Genomic DNA, 20,497 nt, shown 5'->3' on the forward strand with positions numbered 1-20,497 from the left:
CGCTCGTGAACGGTCGTGTCCGCCGCATCGTCGCCCGGCATCCCTCGTCCCTAACGTGAGTCGCACCCTGCATACCCGAACCCTCCAGGAGGCCCCCGCATGAATCGTCGCCTTGTCCGCGCCGTCGCCGTCGCACTCCCGCTCGTCATGGCGGCCGGTCTCGCCGCCTGCGCCTCGTCTCCGGCGCCGGCGAACGCACCCTCCGCCGGCGGCGACCCCGTCACGGGCGGCACGCTCACCTACCTCGAGCACCAGACGTACACGAACCTGTACCCGCCGCAGGCCGGTTTCTACCCGAACGGCGGCATCGTCAACAACATCACCGCTCGTCTGACGTGGCAGAACCCGGAGACGCTCGAGATCGAGCCCTGGATCGCCTCCGACTGGACCGTGAACGACGACGCGACCGAGTACACCTTCGACCTCCGCCCCGGGGTCACGTTCTCCGACGGCACCCCGCTCGACGCCGCGGCGGTCGCGAAGAACTTCGACACCTACGGGCTCGGAGCCCCGGATCGGGGGCTCACGGTCTCCGAGGCGGTGAACAACTACGCCAGCAGCGAGGTCGTCGACGACGACACCGTCACGTTCCGCTTCTCCGCCCCGTCGCCCGGGTTCCTGCAGGCGACGTCGACCATCAACTCGGGGCTGCTCTCGCCGGAGACGCTGGACGGCACGATCGAGGACTTCGGCGCCGGCAACGCGGCCGAGATCATCGGCTCCGGGCCCTTCACCGTGACGGGGGAGAAGCTCGGCACCGAGTACACGCTCCAGGCGCGGAAGGACTACGCGTGGGCTCCCGAGAGCGCCGCGAACCAGGGTCGCCCGTACCTCGACGACGTGCACGTGATCGTGACGCCGGAGGACTCCGTGCGCATCGGCTCGCTGCTCGCCGGCCAGGCCGACCTCGTCCGGTACGTCCAGGCCTTCGACGAGGCCCGCGTCTCGGGCGCCGGCTTCACGCTGTACGCGCCGCAGACCCGCGGTGTGAACAACTCGATCGCCCTCCGCCCGGGGAACCCGATCCTGAGCGACATCACGGTCAGGCAGGCGCTCGTCGCGGCGGTGGACGCCAAGGAGGTGGTCGACACCCTCTTCACCGAGAACTACCCGGTGGCCACGTCGGTGCTCTCCTCCGAGGCGCTCGGCTACAAGGACGAGTCCGAGCACTACGTCTACGACCTCAAGAAGGCGAAGAAGCTCCTCGATGAGGCCGGGTGGGAGGTCGGAGGCGACGGGATCCGCGAGAAGGACGGCCAGCGACTCTCGATCACCGTCTACGAGGCCAAGCCGCAGCCGCAGTCGAAGGCCACGCTCGAGCTCGTCGCCCAGCAGCTCGCCAAGGCGGGCGTCGAGCTGATCGTCAAGCCCGGAGACGCGGGCAGCTACGCCGAGGACACGCGCGATCCGCTCAAGACGGGCTTCTATCACTCGATGGTCGGCCGCGCCGATCTCGATGTGATCAAGAGCCAGTTCTTCACGAAGAACCGCGACGTGCTCATCTCCGAGGACGCCGAGCTCGACCGCCTGCTGCTCGCCGTGGCCTCCGAGCCCGACGCCGACAAGCGCGTGAAGGCGTCGCAGGCGGTGCAGGACTACATCGCCGAGCAGGCGTACGTCATCCCGCTGTTCGAGGAGCCGCAGGTGTACGGCGCGGCGACCTACGTGCAGGGCTTCGCGTCCGAATCGGTCGGCCGCCCGACCTTCTCCGAGGTCTGGCTCCAGGAGCACTGATGGCCTTCGTCCTCCGACGAGCCGGGCAGGCCGCGATCGTTCTGATCGCGGCCTTCACGGCCACCTTCTTCCTGCTGCAGCTGCTGCCGGGGGATGCGATCCTCATCAAGTTCTCCGACCCGAGTCTGGGGCTCTCGCCCGAGCAGCTAGACGGCATCCGCGCGGCCTACGGCGCCGACGTGCCGTGGTGGGAGCAGTACCTGCACGCGGGCCTCGGCTTCGTCGCCGGGGACTTCGGCTACTCGACCCAGTTCGGCACCCCGGTGCTCAGGATGCTGGCCGAGGCGCTGCCCGCGACGCTGCTGCTGGCCGCGCTCGGTCTCGTCGTCGCCCTGCTGCTCGCCGTGCTCATCGCGGCCGTGTCGTCTCTGGCCCCGTTCGCGTGGCTCCGCGACGGACTGCGTCAGGTGCCCGGCCTCTTCGTCGCCGTGCCGGTGTTCTGGCTCGGCATCCTCCTCATCCAGGTGTTCTCCTTCGGCCTCGGCTGGGTGCCGATCGTGGGCGCCGATCCGGTGCGGGGGCTGATCCTGCCGGTGCTCACGCTCGCCGTCCCGATCTCGGCTCCTCTCGCCCAGGTGCTCGTGCGCGCCGTCGATCAGGTGCAGGCGCAGCCCTTCATCACCGTGGTGCGCGCGAAGGGCGCCCCTCCGGCGTGGGTGCTCACGCGATCGGTCGCGCGCAACGCGGCCGTCCCCGCGCTCACGATCGCCGGCGTCCTGTTCGGCGAGCTCGTCGGCGGCGCCGTCGTGACCGAGACGGTGTTCGGACGCACGGGCATCGGCAGGCTCACGGAACAGGCCGTGGCGAACCAGGACATCCCGGTGCTGCAGGGCGTCGTGCTGCTGTCCGCCCTCGGCTTCGTGCTCATCTCCTTCGCCGTCGATCTGGTCACCCCGCTCATCGACCCGCGTCAGCGTGTCCGCCCCGCGATCGGAGTCCCTTCATGACCGCCCTCGTCGCTCCTCCCGCCCCCGCGCCGGTGTCCGAGGACGTCGCCCAGGTCGTCGCCCTCCGTCGACCCCGTCGGCCTCGTCGCCCGTGGGGCCTCTACGTCGCGGTGGCCCTCGTCGCGCTGGTCGTGCTGTGGGCCGTGATCCCCGGGGCGTTCGCTCCGGGGGATCCGCTCTCCGGGGCGCCGGCCGACAAGCTCCTCCCGCCGAGCGGGGCGCACTGGTTCGGCACCGATGCCCTCGGCAGGGACCTGTTCGGGCGCGTCGTGCACGGGTCGGTGCACTCGCTCTCCGGGGCGCTCATCGCCGTCACGGTCGGGCTCGGCCTCGGCACCCTGATCGGCGCGGTCGCCGGGGCGCTCGGCGGCATCGTCGACGACATCCTCATGCGGGTCGTCGACGTGCTGCTCGCGATCCCCGGACTGCTGCTCTCGCTCTCGGTCATCATCCTCCTCGGGTTCGGGACCGTGAACGCCGCGATCGCCGTCGGTCTCGGCAGCATCGCCGCCTTCGCGCGGTTGATGCGCTCCGAGGTCGCGCGGGTGCGGCGCACCGAGTACGTCGAGGCCGCGTACGGGAGCGGGGGCACCTTCTTCGCCGTGCTCCGCCGGCACGTGCTCCCGAACTCGCTCACGCCGATCGTCGCGCTCGCCGCCCTGCAGTTCGGCACCGCGATCCTCGCGATCTCCACCCTGGGCTTCCTGGGGTACGGAGCCCCGCCGCCCACCCCGGAGTGGGGTCTGCTGATCGCGGAGGGACGCAACTACATCGGGACGTCGTGGTGGCTCACGGCCCTCCCCGGTCTCGTCGTGGTCGCCGTCGTGCTCAGCGCCAACCGCATCAGCCACCGTCTCGGAAGGAACATCCGATGACCGTCAACGCTCCCACGGGCGGGACCGTTCTCACCGCCACCGACCTGCGGGTCTCCTATGCGGGCCGAGAGGTCGTGCACGGGGTGTCGTTCGAGCTGAACGAGGGGGAGACCCTCGCCCTGGTCGGGGAGTCCGGATCGGGCAAGTCCACGACCGCGCACGCGATCCTGGGGCTCCTGCCGGAGGGCGGCCGCGTCGACGCGGGCTCGGTGCGCCTCGGCGACCTCGACGTCTCGGGGTGGTCGGACCGGGCGCTGCGCGGCATCCGCGGTCCGATCGTCGGCCTCGTGCCGCAGGATCCGGTGACCTCCCTCGACCCCGTGCGGCCGATCGGCGCGCAGGTCGAGGAGATCCTGCGCCTGCACGGCCATCGTGACCGCCGCCGTCGCCGCGCCCGCGTGCTCGAGCTGCTCGACCGGGTCGGCATCGACGACCCCGACCTGCGGGCGCGCCAGTACCCGCACGAGCTCTCCGGCGGCATGCGCCAGCGCGTGCTGATCGCCACGGCGATCGCCCTGCGTCCGCGCGTGCTCATCGCCGACGAGCCGACCAGTGCGCTCGACGCCACGGTGCAGCGGCGCGTGCTCGATCTGCTCGACGAGCTGCGGCGCGAGGAGGGCACCGGCATCCTGCTCGTGACCCATGACCTCGGGGTCGCCGCCGACCGCGCCCAGCAGCTGGTGGTGCTGAAGGACGGCGCCATCGTCGAGCAGGGCGCGAGCGCCGACGTGCTGGCGGCCCCCTCCGACGCCTACACGCGGCAGCTCCTCGCCGACGCCCCGGCGTTCGTCACCGGCTTCCGTCGTCCCGAGGCGCCGCCGTTCCTGCGCGATGCCGCCGCCGTCGCCGCGGAGGATCCGTACGCGATCGTCGCGGAGGGGCTCGTGAAGGAGTTCCGGGTCAAGAGGCGCGAGAGCTTCCGTGCGGTCGACGACGTCTCCTTCCGCGTGCGCCGCGGCACGACCCACGCGCTGGTGGGGGAGTCGGGGTCGGGCAAGACGACGACGGCGCGGCTGATCACGCGCTTCCAGCGGGCGGATGCCGGAACGATACGGCTGGACGGGGAGGACGTGACCGGGGTGTCCGGCGAGGGACTGCGGGCGCTGCGACGACGGATCCAGCTCGTGTACCAGAACCCCTTCGCCTCGCTCGATCCGCGACAGCAGGTCGCCGACATCGTCGCCGAGCCGCTGCAGAACTTCCGCGTGGGGTCGAAGGCCGAGCGGCGCGAGCGCGCTCTCGCCCTCCTCGACAGGGTGGCGCTGCCCGCCGATCTGGCCAGGCGGACTCCGCGCGAGCTCTCCGGAGGCCAGCGGCAGCGCGTCGCGATCGCGCGGGCGCTGGCCATCGACCCCGAGATCCTCGTGCTCGACGAGGCGGTGTCCGCCCTCGACGTCACCGTGCAGGCGCGCATCCTCGAGCTGCTGGCCTCGCTGCAGGCGGAGCTCGGGCTCACGTACCTGTTCATCTCGCACGACCTCGCGGTGGTCCGCAGGATCAGCCACACGGTCTCGGTCATGCGCCGCGGCCGGATCGTCGAGGAGGGCGCCACCGAGGAGCTCTTCCGCGACCCGCAGCACGACTACACCAGGGAACTGCTCGCCGCGGTCCCGGGACGCGCAGCCGAGCGCACAGCCGAACCGGCAGCCTCACTCACCGCCGCACTCACAGGAAGAGCCCTCTCATGACCGCGCCCACCGTCGCCTTCTTCACCCGGCTGCTCGACGACGCCGCCCCGGCGGAGCGCTACGCGCTCGCGACGGAGCAGATCCAGCAGGCGGAGAGGTACGGCGTCGGCCGCGCCTGGGTCGCGCAGCACCACTTCCGCGCGGCGGAGGGAGGGCTCCCGTCGCCGCTCGTCCTGCTCGCGAACGTCGCGGCGCGCACCACGAGCATCCGCCTCGGCACCGGCGTCATCACTCTGCCTCTGGAGGACCCCGTGCGGGTCGCCGAGGACGCGGTCGTGACGGACCTGCTCTCCGGTGGGCGGCTGGACCTCGGTCTCGGCAGCGGCGGCACGCCGTCGTCGTTCGCGCCCTTCGGGGAGGACGTGCGCGCGAAGGCGGCGACCTACGACCGCAAGCTCGGTGTGCTGCTCGACGCGCTCGCCGGACGCGACATCGGCGCGGACAACACGCTCTACCCGGATGCCGGCTCGCTCGCCGACCGCATCTGGCAGGCGACCTTCTCGGCGCCGGGCGGTCACAGGGCCGGCGTGCACGGTCACGGCCTGCTGCTCTCGCGCACGCAGCCGCGTCGCGCCGACGACCTGCACGCCCCGCTGTCGGCACTGCAGGACCCGATCATCGACGCCTACCTCGAGGCGCTGCCCGAGGGCGTCGCGCCGCGGATCACGGCGTCCCGCACCGTGTTCGTGGCGGATGACAGGGCCGAGGCGCTGCGCTTCGCCGAGGTCGGGCTGCGCCGGGCCGCCGAAGGCTTCCGGAGTCAGGGGCAGACGATCCCCGGCGACGACCTCGACGACCTCATCGCGGCGCTCGACACCCACCTGGGCACGCCGGACGAGGTCGCCGAGTCGCTCGCCGCCGACACCACGCTCGCGCGGGCCACGGAGGTCGCGTTCCAGGTGCACTCGGTCGACGCCCCGCACGAGCACGTGCTGCGCTCGATCGAGCTCTTCGCCGACAGGGTCGCCCCGGCCCTCGGCTACACCCTCGACACCATCAAGGAGAAGGCATGACCACCGACATCGTCGATCAGATCGCGGGGGTGACGCCCGAGCTCGACGAGCTGCGGCGCCGCCGTCCGGTGACCAGGGAGCAGCTGCAGGCGAGCTTCGATGCGCTGTTCCGGCCCGTCTCCGTCGCGCACGTCTCGCAGGAGGAGCGGGAGCTGGTCGCGGCCTTCGCGACGCGGCTCGCCGGCGACACCGACGCCACGGGCACGTTCTACGCCGACCGCGCGCTCGCCGCCGACCCGCGGCGAGCGGCGATCGTCCTCGCGGAGGCCGCCGAGGCCGCGACGACGGGCCCGTACGGCGCCTACACGGAGGAGGGGCTGCGCTCCGAGAGCACGGACGGGCCCCGCTACACGCCGGACGGTGACGTCGTCGATGCGCTCGGGTCGCGGCTGGCCGCTGCGCTCGCGCACACGCACCTGCTCGTGCTCCGGCCGCGCGAGGCGTCGGGCGACGACATCGAGCGACTGCTGGACGCCGGCTGGTCGGCCGACGGCATCGTCACGCTGTCGCAGCTCGTCTCCTTCCTCGCCTTCCAGCAGCGAGTCGTCACCGGCCTCCGCGTTCTGGGGGCGGCGGCATGACCGTCGCGGACTCCCTGCTCGTGCACCACGACGCCCCGCATCCGCACGCCTTCACGCGTGCCGAGGTCGGCTGGCGACCCCACCTCGCGCCGCTCGCCGAGGAGGAGCTCACCGAGCGCCACTACGACGGACTCGTCGAGGCGGCGCGCGCGAAGAACGACTACTTCCGGCTGCTGGCGCGCGACCCCGAGGTGCTGAAGGCGCGCACCCTGGTCGACAAGGACATCTTCTACAACGTCGCGGAGGGGCTTCCCCGTGCGGAGCGCGAGCTGGCGGCGACGGCCGCGTCTCGTCGCAACGGCTGCGTGTTCTGCGCCTCCGTGCACTCGCGGTTCGCAGCGCACTACGGCAAGCGGCCCGACGACGTCGACCTCCTGCTCGACGAGGGGACGGACGCCGATCTCGGCGAGCGGTGGAACGCCGTGGTCGCGGCATCCGTCGCCCTCACCGACACTCCGAGCGCCTTCGGCCCCGCCGAGGTCGCCCGGCTGCGTGCGGCGGGTCTCGACGATCTCGAGATCTCCGACGTCATCCACGGCGCCGCGTTCTTCAACTGGGCCAACCGGCTCATGCTGTCGATCGGGCGTCCGGTTGCGCCGGACTGATCCTCATCGCGCCGCAAGGAACCCCGCGACGGCGTCGAGTGCTCCGTCGTGCGCCTCCAGATGGGGGAGGTGAGCGACATCCCGCAGCTCGAGGAACGTCGCATCGGGGATACTCGCGGCGACGTGGAGGGCGTAGCGCCGGATGTGGTCGAGGTCGAGGTCGCCGACGACGACGAGCGTCGGCACCGCTATATCGCCGAGGCGCGTCCAGGCGTCACCAGGCTCGGACTGCTCACCCGGATCGGCTGCGCGCAGGGCCACGCCGTTCATCGCCAGAAAGCGCTCGCGGGCCGTGTGCGAGGCGCGACCGGGGCGTTCCGGCCCGTCGAGCCAGACGATCGCCTCGAGGCGGTTCACCTCATCGACGTCTCCGTCGGCGTCCGCTGCGTCGATCAGTCGATCCAGCTCAGCAACCCTCGGGGCGAGTACGGGCGTGGGAGCACCGCTCACGGCTGGTGCGATGAGCACGAGCGCCGACACCCGGTCCGGGTGCGCGAGCGCCAGATCGAGCGCCGTTCTGCCGCCCATCGAGCATCCGATCACGACTGCGGCGCCCGGTTCGCAGGCATCCAAGACGGCGAGCGCGTCTGCGACGGGTGACCACCCGTCCTCGGTCTCGTAGGCGGTCTCCCCGTACCCTCGGGCGTCGAACCTGACCGTGCGGAAACCGTCTCCGAGCCGCGCGACCAGGGAGTCCCACGATGTCCTGTCGGTCACACCGGCGTGGATCATCAGCACGGCGCCGCCGTGACCGGTCGCCTCGGCGGCGAGCTGCGCGCGCCCGGAGGCGACGGTGATCAGAGTCACGGGACGAGGATGAGCTTGCCGTCGGCGGCGTGGGACTCCACGAGTTCGTGGGCCCGCGCCGCCTCGGCGAGCGGCAGTTCCTGACCGAGCTCGATCGTGAAGTCGCCCGCGGCGATGAGCGCGATCGTGGCGGGCAGCGCCTCGGCGCGCCAGGCGAGCTCCTGCTCCGTGAGCGGGATCGGCGATCCGCCGGAGAACGCGCGGATGCCGAAGGACGCGGCGTCCGGTCCGCGCACGATCGTCGCGATGCGGTCGCGGTCGGAGACGAGGGCGAGCGAGGTCTCGATCGCCTCGTCGGTGCCTGCGCAGTCGAGGGCGACGGTCACTCCGTGCGGCGCGGCGGCGCGCACGCGATCGAGCAGCCCGTCCCCGTAGGCGACGGGGATCGCGCCGAGCTCGCGCAGCTGATCGTGTCGTGCCGGGCTCCCTGTCGCGATGACCGTCGCACCCCAGGCCACCGCGAACTGCACGGCCGCCTGGCCGACAGCCCCGGAGCCCGCGTGGATGAGGAGGACGTCGCCGGCGGTCACGGCGAGTGAGCGCAGCGCCTGATACGCCGTACCTGCGGGGATCGCGATCGCCGCGCCCTCGGCGACGGTGACGCTGTCGGGGAGCGGGGCGAGATGAGCAGCCGGGACCGCGAGCGCCGAGGCGTAGGTGCCGAGCGTGTCGCGGATCGCGACGCGGTCTCCCACGGCGAACCCCTCCACGCCCTCGCCGATGGCCTCGACCACGCCGGCGCCATCGAAGCCGATTCTGCGCGGCTCGGTGATCGGGGCCGAGGGCCTCCTGCCTCCGCGGAGCTTCGCGTCGATCGGATTCACCCCCGCTGCCTCGATGCGGACGACGACCTCGCCGGCACCAGCGACCGGGTCGGGGATGTCGCTGAGGTGGAGGACGTCAGGGGAACCGAACTCTGTGTAGACGATCGCGCGAGCCATGCGTCCAGGCTAGCTCCGGGAACCGATCAAGGGGGCGGATGGCGCTGTGTAGACGATCGCGCGAGCCATGTCTCCAGGCTAGCTCCGGCAACCCCTCAGCGGGCCGCGAGCGCCTTCGTGATGCGCTGCGGTGACACCGGCTGCGCGGTGCCGAGGCGCTGCGCGAACACGCTGATCCGGTACTCCTCCAGCAGCCACCGCGTCTCCACGAGGGCGGGCGCGGCGTCGGCGGCGAGCGGGATCGTGCCGCCGGCATCCTCGAACGCCTTCGCCATCCGCTCGAACTCGCTCATGCGCGAACGATCCTTGCCCGGCTCGCTCGCGAGCGTCTTCAGCCGGTCGAGCATGCCGTCGAGGTAGCGCGGGAAGTGCGCCAGCCGGTCGACACCGGCCGCCGAGATGAACCCGGGGTGCAGGAGCCCTGCGAGCTGGGTGCGGATGTCGTTCAGCGGCCCGAGGAGGGAGAGGGAGTTCTGCGACTTGATGCCGCGCTCCACCTCGCGCGCCTTCGTGAGGATGCGCGCCACCAGCGACACGCACGCGAACAGGTCGTCGACCAGCGTCTCGGACACGGCGTCCCTCGCCTGAGCGAACGCGGCCTCGGTGCGCAGCGGCCCTCGCGCATCGAGCACGCGGCGGGCGACGGCGGTGCGGGCGTCCTCGATGAGCGCCGCCGCGTTCTGGTACGGGGATGCCGCGAGCGCCAGCTTCTCCTGGCTGGTCAGGTGCTCCTGGATGTACGAGGAGGGCGTCGGCACGGCGAGGAGCACGAGGCGCAGCACGCCGTCGCGGGTCGCCGCCGCCGCGGCATCCGCCGTCGCCTCGACCCGCACCGCGACGGTCCTGCCCTGGTCGACGATCGCCGGGTATCCGCGCACGACTCCGCCGGCGACCCTGGTGTCGAGCACCTCGGGGAGATCGCCGAAGGTCCACGTGGTGAGCCCGCTGCGCTCGATGGAGGCCGTGGCGGCCGGTGCCGACGGTCCCTTCGCGCCCGCGGGACGAGGGGAGGCGACCGAACGAGCCACGCTGCTGCGCGCGCGGTCGGCCAGACCCTTCTGCAGCGCGGCGAGGTCGCGGTCGGAGCCGACCACGCGTCCGCGCTCATCGACCGCGCGGAAGTTCATGCGCAGATGCGCCGGCACCCGATCGTCCTCGAACTCCGCAGCCGAGACGAGCTGGTTGGCGAGCGGCTGGATGAGACGGGCCAGCGCCTCCTTGAGGGTGCGTGACGGGCGGCCGTCGTGCGACTCCGGTCCCTGTCCTGCGAGTTCGACGCCGAACTTCTCCGCCCAGTCCGCTGCGGGCACCACGTGCCGTCTGATGGCCTTCGGGAGGGCGCGCAGGAGTCCGGTGATGAGCTCAGCGCGCAGTCCGGGCACCTGCCAGTCGAAGCCCGTGTCCTCGATCTGCGCGAGGAGTGCGAGCGGCACCACGACGCTCACGCCGTCGTCGGCGGCGCCGGGCTCGAAGCGATAGGCGAGCCCGAGCACCTGGTCGCCCTGCGTCCACCGGGTCGGGAACTCGCTCTGGTCCGCGCGGCCGTCGTCGTCGAGCAGATCGGCCTCGCGCATCACGAGGAGCTTCGGCGTCGACGTCAGGGCCTCGCGCCACCACTTCTCGAAGGACCGCACGTCGAAGACGTCGGACGGGATGCGCTCGTCGTAGAAGCGGAACACCGCCTCGTCTCCGGCGAGGATGTCGCGGCGGCGCTCGCGCTCCTCCAGCTTCTCGAGGCGCTTGCGCAGTTCGGCGTTGCTGCGCCAGAACGCGCTCACCCTCCTGTCGATCCGGGTCGGGTCCCACTCGCCCTCGACGAGCGCGTGCCGCACGAACATCTCCCGAGAGGCGGCGCGGTCGATACGGGCGAACTGCACGCGGCGCCGGGGGATGATCTCCACGCCGAACAGCGTCACCTTCTCGAAGGCGACGGCCGCTCCGGCATCCTTCGACCAGTGCGGTTCGCTGATCTGACGCTTCGCGAGGTCTCCGGCGAGGGACTCGGCCCATGCGGGGTCGATCTCGGCCACCGTGCGCGCGAACGTCCGCGAGGTCTCCACGATCTCGGCCGCCATCACGGCGCGCGGGCTCTTCTTGCGCAGCCCTGACCCGGGGAAGATCGAGAAGCGGATGCCGCGGGCCCCGCGGTACTCAGACACCGTCCGCTTCTTCGGAGTGCTGCCCTTGCCGGTGCTGCGCTCGTCGATGATGCCGATCTGCGAGAGCAGCCCGGACAGGAGCGCCCTGTGGATCGCGTCGGGGTCGGCGGTGCCGGAGCCGTCCTTCTCGCGCACCAGGGAGCGCAGCTGCCGGTGCACGTCGAACCACTCCCGCACGCGCACGTAGTTCAGGTGCTCGCTGCGGCACATCCGACGGAACGCGCTGGAGCCGAGCTCCCGCTGCTGCTCGCGCAGGTGGTTCCACAGGTTCAGCACGGCGAGGAAGTCGCTGGTCGGATCCGCGAAGCGCGCGTGCATCCGCTCCGCCTCGTCGCGCACCCCCTGTGGGGCGTCTGCGGACGGGCGTTCGCGCACGTCCTGGATCGTCAGGCCGGCCACGATCGGCAGCACCTGGGCGGTGACGCCGGTGCGTGAGGCCTCGACGAGCATCCGGGCGAACCGCGGGTCCATCGGCATCCGCGCGAGGTCCCGGCCGATGCGGGTGAGCCTGCCGTCGGCGACCGCTCCCAGTTCGGTGAGCAGATCGAACGCGGCCTTGACCCCGCGGGAATCCGGAGGGGTGAGGAAGGGGAACTCGGTGATGTCGCCGAAGCCGAGCGACAGCATCTGCAGCACGACGGAGGCGAGTGACGTCCGCAGGATCTCGGGCTCGGTGAACTCGGGGCGCTTGTCGTAGTCGTCCTCGCCGTACAGGCGGATGGCGATGCCGGAGCTCGTCCGCCCTGCGCGACCGGAGCGCTGGTTGGCCGACGCCTGCGACACCGGCTCGATCGGCAGGCGCTGCACCTTCGACCGGTTGCTGTAGCGCGAGATGCGCGCGGTGCCGGTGTCGACGACGTACTTGATGCCCGGCACCGTGAGGCTGGTCTCGGCGACGTTCGTGGCGAGGATGACGCGACGCCGCAGCCCCGCGACCGTGGAGCGCTCGAAGACCCGGTGCTGCTCGGCGGCGGAGAGCCGCCCGTACAGGGGCAGCACCTCGACCGGCGAGGTCTGCGAGCGGTAGGCGCCGCGCACCGCGTCGGCCGCATCGCGGATCTCCGCCTCTCCGGGGAGGAACACGAGCACGTCGCCCGGGGCCTCCCGGTCGAGCTCGCGCAGCGCCGTGACGATCTCGGCGACCTCGTCGTCCTCCGTCTCCTCGGTGCGCGCGCGGTAGCGGACCTCGACGGGGTAGGTGCGGCCGGAGACCTCGATGATCGGCGCGGGGCGCCCGTCGGCATCGGCGAAGTGCGCCGCGAAGCTCTCCGGATCGATCGTGGCCGAGGTGATGACGACCTTGAGGTCGGGGCGCTCGGGGAGGATCCGCACGAGGTAGCCGAGCAGGAAGTCGACGTTGAGGGAGCGCTCGTGGGCCTCGTCGATGATGATCGTGTCGTAGCGGCGGAGCAGCCGGTCGCGGTGGATCTCGTTGAGCAGGATGCCGTCGGTCATCAGCGCGATGCGCGTGGCGTCGGAGACCTGGTCGGTGAAGCGGACCTTGTAGCCGACGGCGCCGCCGAGCTCGACTTGCAGCTCCTCGGCGACGCGCTCGGCGATCGTGCGCGCGGCGAGGCGGCGCGGCTGGGTGTGGGCGATGCGCTCACGGCCCAGCTCGAGGCAGATCTTCGGCAGCTGCGTCGTTTTTCCCGATCCCGTCGCACCGGCGACGATCACGACCTGGTGGTCGCGGATGGCGTCGGCGATCTCCTCCCTGGCCGCGCTGACGGGCAGCTCAGGGGGGTAGGAGATCACGGGAGAAGACATAGCCCTCCATCGTATGCCGGGATCGAGCGCATACGATCATCGGGTGACGAGAGTGCTGCGATGGTTCCGCGAGTTCGGCCTCCCTCCGCGGATCCTGGGGCTCGATATCGCCCGCGGCCTCGCGATCCTCGGCATGGCCGGCGCCCACGTCGGCGAGACGGGGGAGTTCGATCTGCTCGACCCCTCGACCTGGCTGGCGATCGTGCACGGCCGCTCGTCGATCCTCTTCGCGGTGCTCGCCGGCGTCTCGATCGCGCTCATGACCGGGCGCAGCGAGCTGCCGGATCCCGCCAGGATGCCGGCGCTGCGACTCAACCTCGTCGGCCGGGGCGCCGTCATCTTCGCGATCGGCCTGGTGCTGGAGATGTTCAACACCCCGATCGCGGTGATCCTCACCCTCTACGGCATCCTCTACGTCGCGATCATCCCGTTCCTGCGGTGGCGTCCCTCGCACCTGCTCCTGCTCGCGGGGCTGCTCGCCGTCGCCGGGCCCGCGGTGCTGGCGCTGATCACCGCCGTGACGCTGCATCCCTACGGCGCGGGGATCTCCTTCGCCCTGTACGGCTCCTATCCGATCACCGTCTGGTTGGCGTTCGTCCTCGGCGGCCTGGCACTCGGCCGTCTGCGGGTCGAGCGCGTCGAGACCGCCCTCGTCGCGTTCGGCGTCGGGCTCGGGCTCGCGGTGATCGGCTTCGCGCTCGAGGTGGTCGGAGCGGTCGCGGGCATCGGGACGTCGGAGTCCGAGGGGGCGTGGTCGGGAGGCGACGGCTGGAGCGGATATCCGGACGCGCTGGCCGATGCCGATCCCTTCGGCGCCGTGCTGTCGGCGATCTTCGCGTCGTACCCGCACTCCGGGGGCACAGCCGAGATCCTCGGCTCCGGGGGATTCGTGCTCGTGGTGATCGCGCTGTGCCTGCTGCTGAGCCGCCCGCTGCGTCGGGTGCTGCTGCCGCTCGGCGCCCTGGGGTCCATGCCGCTGTCGGCATACAGCCTGCACGTCGTGTCGGTGTCGCTGATCGCGGGCCCCGGCGGCTTCATCCAGAGCAACGCGTTCTGGGCGCTCACGGCCATCGTCCTGCTCCTGCTCGCCACCGTGTGCTCGATCTTCTTCGGACGTGGTCCGCTGGAGCGGCTCGTCGGCACCGCGGCCACGGCGATGGCTGCGGTGCCGACGAGGTGAGTCGATCAGAAGTGCGTGCCGCCGTCGATGCGCACTTCGGTGCCGGTGATGAAGGCGCCGTCCTCGCTCGCCAGCATCGCGACGACGCCGGCGACGGACTCCGGTCCGGCGAAGCCCTGGCCGATCGCGGGGGCGAGCTTCATGAAGAGGCTCATGTCGGCGTCCTCGGGCAGGCCGGGGCCCACGCTCTGCCGGCTCTGGCCTGAGCCGTCCGTCATGCCGGAGGAGATCGAGCCCGGCTGCACGGCCGTGAAGCGGATGCCGCTCTTGGCGTACTCCGCGGCGAGCGCGTGGGTCATCGACTGCACGCCGCCCTTGCTGGCCGCGTAGGCGGCCATGTAGGGGTGCGCGAAGCCGGCCGACGTCGAGCTGAAGTTCACCACGGCCGACGAGGCGCCGTCGCGCAGCGCGGGGATCGCCTCGCGGATCACGAGGAACGTGCCGACCAGGTTGATGCGGATGATCTGCTCGAACTGGTCGAGCGTCGTCTCGTGCGTGTGCGAGGAGCGCAGGATGCCGGCGGCGTTGACGAGCACGTCGAGCCCGCCGAGGGCCTCGACGGCGGCGGCGACCCCGGCGCGGACGGACGCCTCGTCTCCGATGTCCATGGTGACGGTGGTGAGGCGGTCGGAGAGCGCCCCTGCCTTCGCGACCGTGTCGTCGAGGCCGGCGGCGCTGACGTCGGCGGCGACGACGCTGCCGCCCTCGCTCAGCATCCGCAGCACGGTGGCCTGGCCGATGCCAGAGCCTCCGCCGGTGACGAGCGCCCGACGTCCTTCGTAGCGGTTCATGATCTTCCCTTCGTCGATGTGTGATCACCTGGCAGGATATGCCTGAGTGGCACGATGTGCCAACCAGTACTCTGGGGCGGTGGAGACGCAGACCCTGACCGCGCGGCGCAAGGCTGCGACCGAGCGCGACATCGCGGGCGCGGCGGCCGCCCTCTTCGCGGAGCAGAGCGTGGCGCAGGTCACCGCCGAGCAGATCGCCCAGCGCGCCGGGGTGTCTGTGCGCACGTTCTACCGCTACTTCGCGCGCAAGGAGGACGCGATCGCGCCGATCCTCACGGTCGGCGCCGCCCGCTGGCAGGCGGCGTTCGCGGAGGCGGGGGACGGTGCCCTCCGCGAGCGCATCCCCGCCGTGATCGCCGGACAACTCGGCGCCGACGGCGAGGGAGACCTCCAGGTCATGCGCGCGCTGCTGATCGGGATCGAGTCCGACGATGCGCTGCGCGACGTGTGGCTGCGCGTCAACGACGACTCCGAACGGCGGCTGAGGGAGATCCTGCAGGGCCGAGGTGCGGCCGGAGCCGATGCGCGGATCCTCGCCGCCGTCGCGACCGACGCGATCCGCATCGCCTTCGAGGAGTGGGCCTCCACCGACGACGGACCACGGCCCGACGTGCTCGCCGTCGAGATGTTCCGGCTCATGTCCGCGGGGATCTCCGGGCTCGACTGAGCGGTCGTAGGGTGGAGATCATGACGATTCCTGCTCTCGAACTGAACGACGGCCACTCCATCCCGCAGCTCGGCTACGGCGTCTTCAAGGTGCCGCCGGCGGAGACCGAGCGCGCGGTGAGCGAGGCGCTCGAGATCGGCTACCGGCACATCGACACGGCCGCGATCTACGGCAACGAGGAGGGCGTGGGGGCGGCGATCGCGGCATCCGGCATCCCGCGCGAGGAGCTGTTCGTCACCACCAAGCTGTGGAACGACCGCCACCACGACGACGAGCCCCGTGCCGCGATCCGCGAGAGCCTCGACAAGCTGCGCCTCGACAGCGTCGACCTCTATCTCGTGCACTGGCCGACGCCGGCGAAGGACGACTACGTGCACGCCTTCGCGAAGCTGATCGAGCTGCGCGAGGCGGGGCTCACGCGCAGCATCGGCGTCTCGAACTTCCTGGTGCCCCACCTGGAGCGCACGGTGGCGGAGACGGGGGTCGTGCCCGCGGTGAACCAGATCGAGCTGCACCCGGCCTACCAACAGCGCGATGTCGTCGCGTGGGCCGAAGCCCACGACGTGCGCATCGAGGCGTGGGGTCCGCTCGGCCAGGGCAAGTACGACCTCTTCGGCGTGCCCGCTGTCGCGGATGCCGCGGCCGCCCACGGCGTCACCCCGGCACAGGCGGTGCTGCGCTGGCACCTGCAGAAGGGGAACATCGTGTTCCCGAAGTCGGTGCGCGCCGAGCGCCTGCGCGAGAACCTCGACGTCTTCGGCTTCGAGCTCACCGCGGACGAGATCGCCGCGATCGACGCACTCGACCCGTTGGACGGGTCGGGCCGCGTCGGCTCCCACCCCGACGACGTGAACTGAGTCCCTCTCGTTCCTTGCATGACGCCCTGTGTCGCGGCCCGCGACACAGGGCGTCGTCGCGGGTAGCTTCGTCGGCATGACAGCTGCCTACCGTGTCGTCGCCGTCTCGGGTTCCCTGCACGAACCGAGCAAGACCACCGCTCTCATCCGCGCCATCGGCGCCGCGATCGCCGAGCGCGCCGACATCGAGTTCGAGCTCATCGAGCTCACCGACATCGGTCCGGACCTCGCCGGTGCGCTGCGCCGCGACCAGCTGCCCGCGCGGGTGGAGGACAAGCTCCTCGCGGTCGAGAAGGCCGATCTGCTGATCGTCGGCAGCCCCGTCTACCGGGCGTCGTTCACAGGTCTGTTCAAGCACCTGTTCGACTTCGTGGGGCAGTACGAGCTCGTCGGCAAGCCGGTGCTCCTCGCTGCCACGGGCGGCGGCGAGCGCCACGCCCTGATCATCGAGCACCAGCTGCGTCCGCTGTTCGCGTTCTTCCAGGCGCTCACGCTTCCGCTCGGCGTGTACGCGAGCGACACGGACTTCGCGGGGTACGAGATCAGCTCCGAGGTCCTGCACAGCAGGATCGCCCTCGCCGCTGAGCGTGCGCTGCCCCTCGTCGGCTACGCGGCCACGAGACCCGTGGAGCTGCTCGCCGGCTGATCCGACGGCGGCGTACGGTGAGGCTATGACCAACCGGCTCGCCGACACCCTCAGCCCGTACCTGCGCGCGCACGCCGAGAACCCGGTCGACTGGTACCCCTGGGGTCCCGAGGCCTTCGCCGAGGCCCAGCGACGGGATGTGCCGCTGCTGATCTCGATCGGCTACTCCACCTGCCACTGGTGCCATGTGATGGCGCGCGAGTCCTTCGCCGATCCGGCCATCGCGGCGCTGATCGACGAGGGGTTCGTCGCGGTGAAGGTCGACAGGGAGGAGCACCCTGACGTCGACGGCGCCTACATGGCGGCGGCATCCGCCTTCACGCAGAGCCTCGGCTGGCCGCTCACCGTGTTCGCGACCCCGCGCGGCCGCGCCTTCTACGCCGGCACCTACTGGCCGCCGGAGCCGCGTCCGCCGATGCCGTCGTTCCGCGAGGTGCTGGCGGCGGTGCGGGAGGCCTGGACGCTGCGGCGCGCGCAGGCGGAGGAGTCGGCGGATGCGGTGTCCGCCGCGCTCGCGAGAGCGACGGGGTCGGCGCCCTCCGACCTGCCGACCGCCGCTGACCTGGCCGCTGCGGCCACGGCGATCGCCCATAGGGAGGACCGGGTCCACGGAGGGTTCGGCGGAGCGCCGAAGTTCCCGGTGGCGACCGCGCTGAGCTTCCTGCAGACGCCGCTGGTGCGCCGGGAGGCTCCCGAGGCGGCCGCCGCCGCCGAGAGAGCGCTCCTCGCGATGGTCGGCTCCGAACTGCGGGATCGGGACGGCGGGTTCTTCCGCTACGCCACCCAGCGCGACTGGACGGTGCCGCACTACGAGCGGATGCTGACCGACAACGCGCAGCTTCTCGACGTCGCTCTCGCCTCGGGCGACGATGCGACGGCCGAGGGAGTGGTCTCGTTCCTGCGGGGCTCCCTGCGCCGCGAGGGTGGAGGGTTCGGCGCCGCCCAGGACTCGGAGTCGTGGATCGACGGAACCCGCAGCGAGGGCGGCTACTACGCGAGGACCGCGCAGGAGCGCGCCGGTCTCGAGCCCCCGGAGGTCGACGGCAAGATCATCACGGGCTGGAACGGACTCGCGATCGGGGCGCTCTCACGGGCGGGAGCCCGCCTCGGGGAGAGCACCTGGATCGACGCCGCGGCGGAGGCGGCGGAGTCCGTGCTGCGCGCCAACCGCGCCCCGGACGGCCGGCTCGTGCGCACATCGCTCGCGGGGATCCCGTCGTCCGCCGCCGCGACGGCATCCGATCTCGCTCTGCTCGCCGACGGGCTCTTCGCGCTCGCCCTGGCGAGAGGAGAGGTCTCATGGGCGGTCACGGCGCGGGAGCTGCTCGACCAGGCGCTCGCCGGTGTCGCGGGCGATCCGCTGCTGTCCGCGCAGGGCATCGCCGCCTCACCCGATCACTCCGACGGCGACCTCCCGTCGGATGCGTCCGCCGTGGCGGCGGCCGCTCTGACGGCGTGGCGGCTGGGAGCGGGGGAGCGCTATCGGGAGGCGGCGTCCGAGATCGTGCGCGTCCACGGCGCGGCCTCGGTGGCGCAGCCCTTCGCGCACGGCAGCATGCTGCGCGCGGCCGCGGGGCTCGTCGATCCGCCGCGGCAGGTCGTCGCCGTGACATCGGCGCCGGACGGCCCTCTCGCGGTCGCGGCGCGCGCGGCGGATGCCGAGGCGGTCGCCGTGGTCTCGCCCGCGCAGGCGCGCGCCTTCGCGGAGGCCGGGTTCGAGCTGTTCGAGGGCAAGGACGCGGTGCCGGAGCGCGTGCACGACTGCCGTGCGTTCGTGGGCCGTCTCCCCGTGAGCGATCCGGCGGAGGTCGTCGCGACGCGCTGAGTCAGCTCGCGTTGCGCGGATGCCGCTTCGCCGCGCGTTCGTTGCCGCGGCGGTAGTTGCCGGTGACCCGCGCCATCAGCAGCTGCGGGTCGCCGGCGTCGACCTCGGCGAGGAAGGCGGCGGCCGTCGCTCCGCGCAGCACGGTCGCCGTCGTGCCGTGGTGGCGGATGACGACGTCGCCTCCGCGCACCACGTACTCGAATCCTGCCGGGGCCGCCATGAGGCGATCGTAGACCGTGAGATCAGACGTTGGCGTAGCCCATGCCCATCGCGGACCTGACCTCGCGCAGGGTGGCGTCGGCGATCGAGCGGGCGCGGGCGTTGCCCCTGCGCAGCACGTCGTCGACGAGACCCGGCTCCTGGGCGAGCTCGGCCCGGCGGGACCGATGCCCGGCGAGGAAGCCGTTGACGGCCTCGGTCGCGAGGGTCTTGAGTCCGGAGGAGCCCGCCGCGCCGACCTCCTCCGCGACGCGCTCCGGGGTCGTGCCGAGGCATGCCGCCGCGGCCTGGAGCAGCCCCGACACTCCGGGGCGTCGCTCGGGGTCGAAGGTGATGAGGCGCTCCGAATCGGTCGGGGTGCGGCGGATCAGGGCAGCCGTCTCGTCCGCCGTCATCGAGAGGGAGATCGCGTTCCCGTAGCTCTTCGACATCTTTCGTCCGTCGAGTCCCGGCAGCTCCGGCGTTTCCGTCACGAGCGCTTCGGGTTCGGGGAACACCTCGGCGTAGCGTTCGTTGAACCGTCGGGCGATGAGCCGGGTGATCTCCACGTGGGGGAGGTTGTCCTTCCCCACGGGCACGAGGGTGCCCTTGCAGAAGAGGATGTCGGCGGCCTGGTGCACGGGGTACGTCAGCAGCAGTCCGCTCAGAGACCTGCCGGATGCCGCGTGCTCGGCCTTCACGGTCGGGTTGCGGTGCAGCTCCGCCTCGCTGACCAGGCTGAGGAACGGCAGCACGAGCTGGTTGAGCTCCGGCACGGCGGAGTGCGTGAAGATCGTCGTGTGCTCGGGGTCGAGCCCCGCGGCCAGGTAGTCGAGGATCGCCGAGCGGACGTTCGCGGCGACGCCGTCCGACGCGTCGCGGTCGGTGATCACCTGATAGTCGGCGAGGATCACGAAGGTCTCGACCCCGAGCTCCTGGAGTCGCACGCGCTCCCTGATCGTGCCGAAGTGATGGCCGAGGTGGAGGGCGCCGGTGGGGCGCTCTCCGGTGAGGATGCGGAAGCCGGACGGGTCGTCGGCGATGCGGCGCTCCAGGGAGGGCATGCGTGCGGCGGTCGCGGTGAAGGAATCCATGTGTGCTCCAGGTCGATGGGTGCACGAACGGACATCCGCGGGTCGCGGGCCGCCGTGCAGCCCGCGAGACATGCGTCAGAGGGCTGCTACCGCAGCCGCCAGCTCACCGAGAGGAGAGAACG

At 71.8% G+C, this 20,497-nt stretch carries 18 protein-coding genes; 12 read left to right on the forward strand and 6 right to left on the reverse strand.

The genetic code is table 11. From position 1 onward, the window contains the following. The first annotated feature begins 99 nt into the window (after positions 1 to 99). Genes ACFY5A_RS17505 through ACFY5A_RS17535 form a run of 7 tightly spaced genes read left to right on the forward strand, consistent with a single transcriptional unit; the run spans position 100 to position 7,443 of the window. Positions 100 to 1,734 carry a TIGR04028 family ABC transporter substrate-binding protein gene (locus ACFY5A_RS17505; RefSeq protein ID WP_341941626.1) on the forward strand — a complete coding sequence of 545 codons (1,635 nt, stop codon included), beginning with the start codon at positions 100 to 102 and terminating at the stop codon, positions 1,732 to 1,734. Next, positions 1,734 to 2,681: an ABC transporter permease gene (locus tag ACFY5A_RS17510; RefSeq protein ID WP_387236134.1), complete on the forward strand. Its 948-nt coding sequence runs from the start codon at positions 1,734 to 1,736 to the stop codon at positions 2,679 to 2,681. Before ACFY5A_RS17505 ends, ACFY5A_RS17510 begins: the two co-directional genes overlap by 1 nt. Beyond that, positions 2,678 to 3,556, forward strand: coding sequence for an ABC transporter permease (locus ACFY5A_RS17515; RefSeq protein ID WP_387236137.1), 879 nt, complete (start codon positions 2,678 to 2,680; stop codon positions 3,554 to 3,556). Before ACFY5A_RS17510 ends, ACFY5A_RS17515 begins: the two co-directional genes overlap by 4 nt. Continuing rightward, a complete protein-coding gene (locus ACFY5A_RS17520) occupies positions 3,553 to 5,244 on the forward strand; it encodes a dipeptide ABC transporter ATP-binding protein (protein ID WP_387236140.1) in 1,692 nt (563 codons plus the stop codon). Before ACFY5A_RS17515 ends, ACFY5A_RS17520 begins: the two co-directional genes overlap by 4 nt. Next, positions 5,241 to 6,257: a putative FMN-dependent luciferase-like monooxygenase gene (locus ACFY5A_RS17525; protein ID WP_105672307.1), complete on the forward strand. Its 1,017-nt coding sequence runs from the start codon at positions 5,241 to 5,243 to the stop codon at positions 6,255 to 6,257. The genes ACFY5A_RS17520 and ACFY5A_RS17525 overlap by 4 nt, the downstream gene beginning before the upstream one ends. Continuing rightward, positions 6,254 to 6,838 (forward strand): CMD domain protein, encoded by a 585-nt coding sequence (locus ACFY5A_RS17530; protein ID WP_387236143.1) that lies wholly within the window; start codon positions 6,254 to 6,256, stop codon positions 6,836 to 6,838. The genes ACFY5A_RS17525 and ACFY5A_RS17530 overlap by 4 nt, the downstream gene beginning before the upstream one ends. Continuing rightward, positions 6,835 to 7,443 (forward strand): alkylhydroperoxidase domain protein, encoded by a 609-nt coding sequence (locus ACFY5A_RS17535; protein WP_387236146.1) that lies wholly within the window; start codon positions 6,835 to 6,837, stop codon positions 7,441 to 7,443. Before ACFY5A_RS17530 ends, ACFY5A_RS17535 begins: the two co-directional genes overlap by 4 nt. 3 nt (positions 7,444 to 7,446) lie before the next feature. Here ACFY5A_RS17535 and ACFY5A_RS17540 read toward each other — a convergent pair whose 3' ends face one another. From ACFY5A_RS17540 to hrpA, 3 genes are all read right to left on the reverse strand, one after another. Then, positions 7,447 to 8,250, reverse strand: coding sequence for an alpha/beta fold hydrolase (locus tag ACFY5A_RS17540; RefSeq protein ID WP_387236149.1), 804 nt, complete (start codon positions 8,248 to 8,250; stop codon positions 7,447 to 7,449). After that, positions 8,247 to 9,191 carry a zinc-binding alcohol dehydrogenase family protein gene (locus ACFY5A_RS17545; RefSeq protein ID WP_387236152.1) on the reverse strand — a complete coding sequence of 315 codons (945 nt, stop codon included), beginning with the start codon at positions 9,189 to 9,191 and terminating at the stop codon, positions 8,247 to 8,249. Before ACFY5A_RS17545 ends, ACFY5A_RS17540 begins: the two co-directional genes overlap by 4 nt. Positions 9,192 to 9,286: 95 nt before the next feature. Continuing rightward, on the reverse strand, positions 9,287 to 13,117 hold the full coding sequence (hrpA, locus tag ACFY5A_RS17550) for an ATP-dependent RNA helicase HrpA (RefSeq protein WP_387236155.1): 3,831 nt from the start codon (positions 13,115 to 13,117) through the stop codon (positions 9,287 to 9,289). A gap of 43 nt (positions 13,118 to 13,160) precedes the next feature. On the opposite strand from hrpA, the gene ACFY5A_RS17555 reads away from it, so the two are divergent. Beyond that, positions 13,161 to 14,297 carry a heparan-alpha-glucosaminide N-acetyltransferase domain-containing protein gene (locus ACFY5A_RS17555; RefSeq protein ID WP_387236158.1) on the forward strand — a complete coding sequence of 379 codons (1,137 nt, stop codon included), beginning with the start codon at positions 13,161 to 13,163 and terminating at the stop codon, positions 14,295 to 14,297. A 5-nt stretch (positions 14,298 to 14,302) separates the two neighbouring features. Here the strand turns inward: ACFY5A_RS17555 and ACFY5A_RS17560 are convergent, their stop codons facing one another. Further along, positions 14,303 to 15,088, reverse strand: a complete 786-nt coding sequence (locus ACFY5A_RS17560) for an SDR family NAD(P)-dependent oxidoreductase (protein WP_105672301.1) — start codon at positions 15,086 to 15,088, stop codon at positions 14,303 to 14,305. 79 nt (positions 15,089 to 15,167) lie between these two features. On the opposite strand from ACFY5A_RS17560, the gene ACFY5A_RS17565 reads away from it, so the two are divergent. From ACFY5A_RS17565 to ACFY5A_RS17580, 4 genes are all read left to right on the forward strand, one after another. Then, entirely contained in the window at positions 15,168 to 15,755 is a 588-nt protein-coding gene (locus ACFY5A_RS17565; protein WP_223586110.1) for a TetR/AcrR family transcriptional regulator, read from the forward strand. A gap of 20 nt (positions 15,756 to 15,775) precedes the next feature. Next, the gene (locus tag ACFY5A_RS17570; RefSeq protein WP_223586111.1) at positions 15,776 to 16,612 is read left to right on the forward strand and encodes an aldo/keto reductase; all 837 of its coding nucleotides are present in this window, start codon (positions 15,776 to 15,778) and stop codon (positions 16,610 to 16,612) included. Positions 16,613 to 16,688: 76 nt separating this feature from the next. Continuing rightward, a complete protein-coding gene (gene msuE, locus ACFY5A_RS17575) occupies positions 16,689 to 17,258 on the forward strand; it encodes an FMN reductase (protein ID WP_105672420.1) in 570 nt (189 codons plus the stop codon). Between the two features lie 25 nt (positions 17,259 to 17,283). Then, complete coding sequence (locus tag ACFY5A_RS17580) at positions 17,284 to 19,083, forward strand: thioredoxin domain-containing protein (RefSeq protein WP_387236163.1); 1,800 nt, start codon at positions 17,284 to 17,286, stop codon at positions 19,081 to 19,083. Between the two features lies 1 nt (position 19,084). Here ACFY5A_RS17580 and ACFY5A_RS17585 read toward each other — a convergent pair whose 3' ends face one another. After that, positions 19,085 to 19,303 carry a hypothetical protein gene (locus ACFY5A_RS17585; RefSeq protein ID WP_105672299.1) on the reverse strand — a complete coding sequence of 73 codons (219 nt, stop codon included), beginning with the start codon at positions 19,301 to 19,303 and terminating at the stop codon, positions 19,085 to 19,087. A 22-nt stretch (positions 19,304 to 19,325) separates the two neighbouring features. Continuing rightward, entirely contained in the window at positions 19,326 to 20,375 is a 1,050-nt protein-coding gene (gene trpS / locus ACFY5A_RS17590; RefSeq protein ID WP_387236166.1) for a tryptophan--tRNA ligase, read from the reverse strand. Positions 20,376 to 20,497: the final 122 nt, after the last annotated feature.

Source organism: Microbacterium sp. NPDC012755 (assembly GCF_042901325.1).
In the GTDB taxonomy this organism is placed as follows: Bacteria; Actinomycetota; Actinomycetes; order Actinomycetales; family Microbacteriaceae; genus Microbacterium; species Microbacterium natoriense.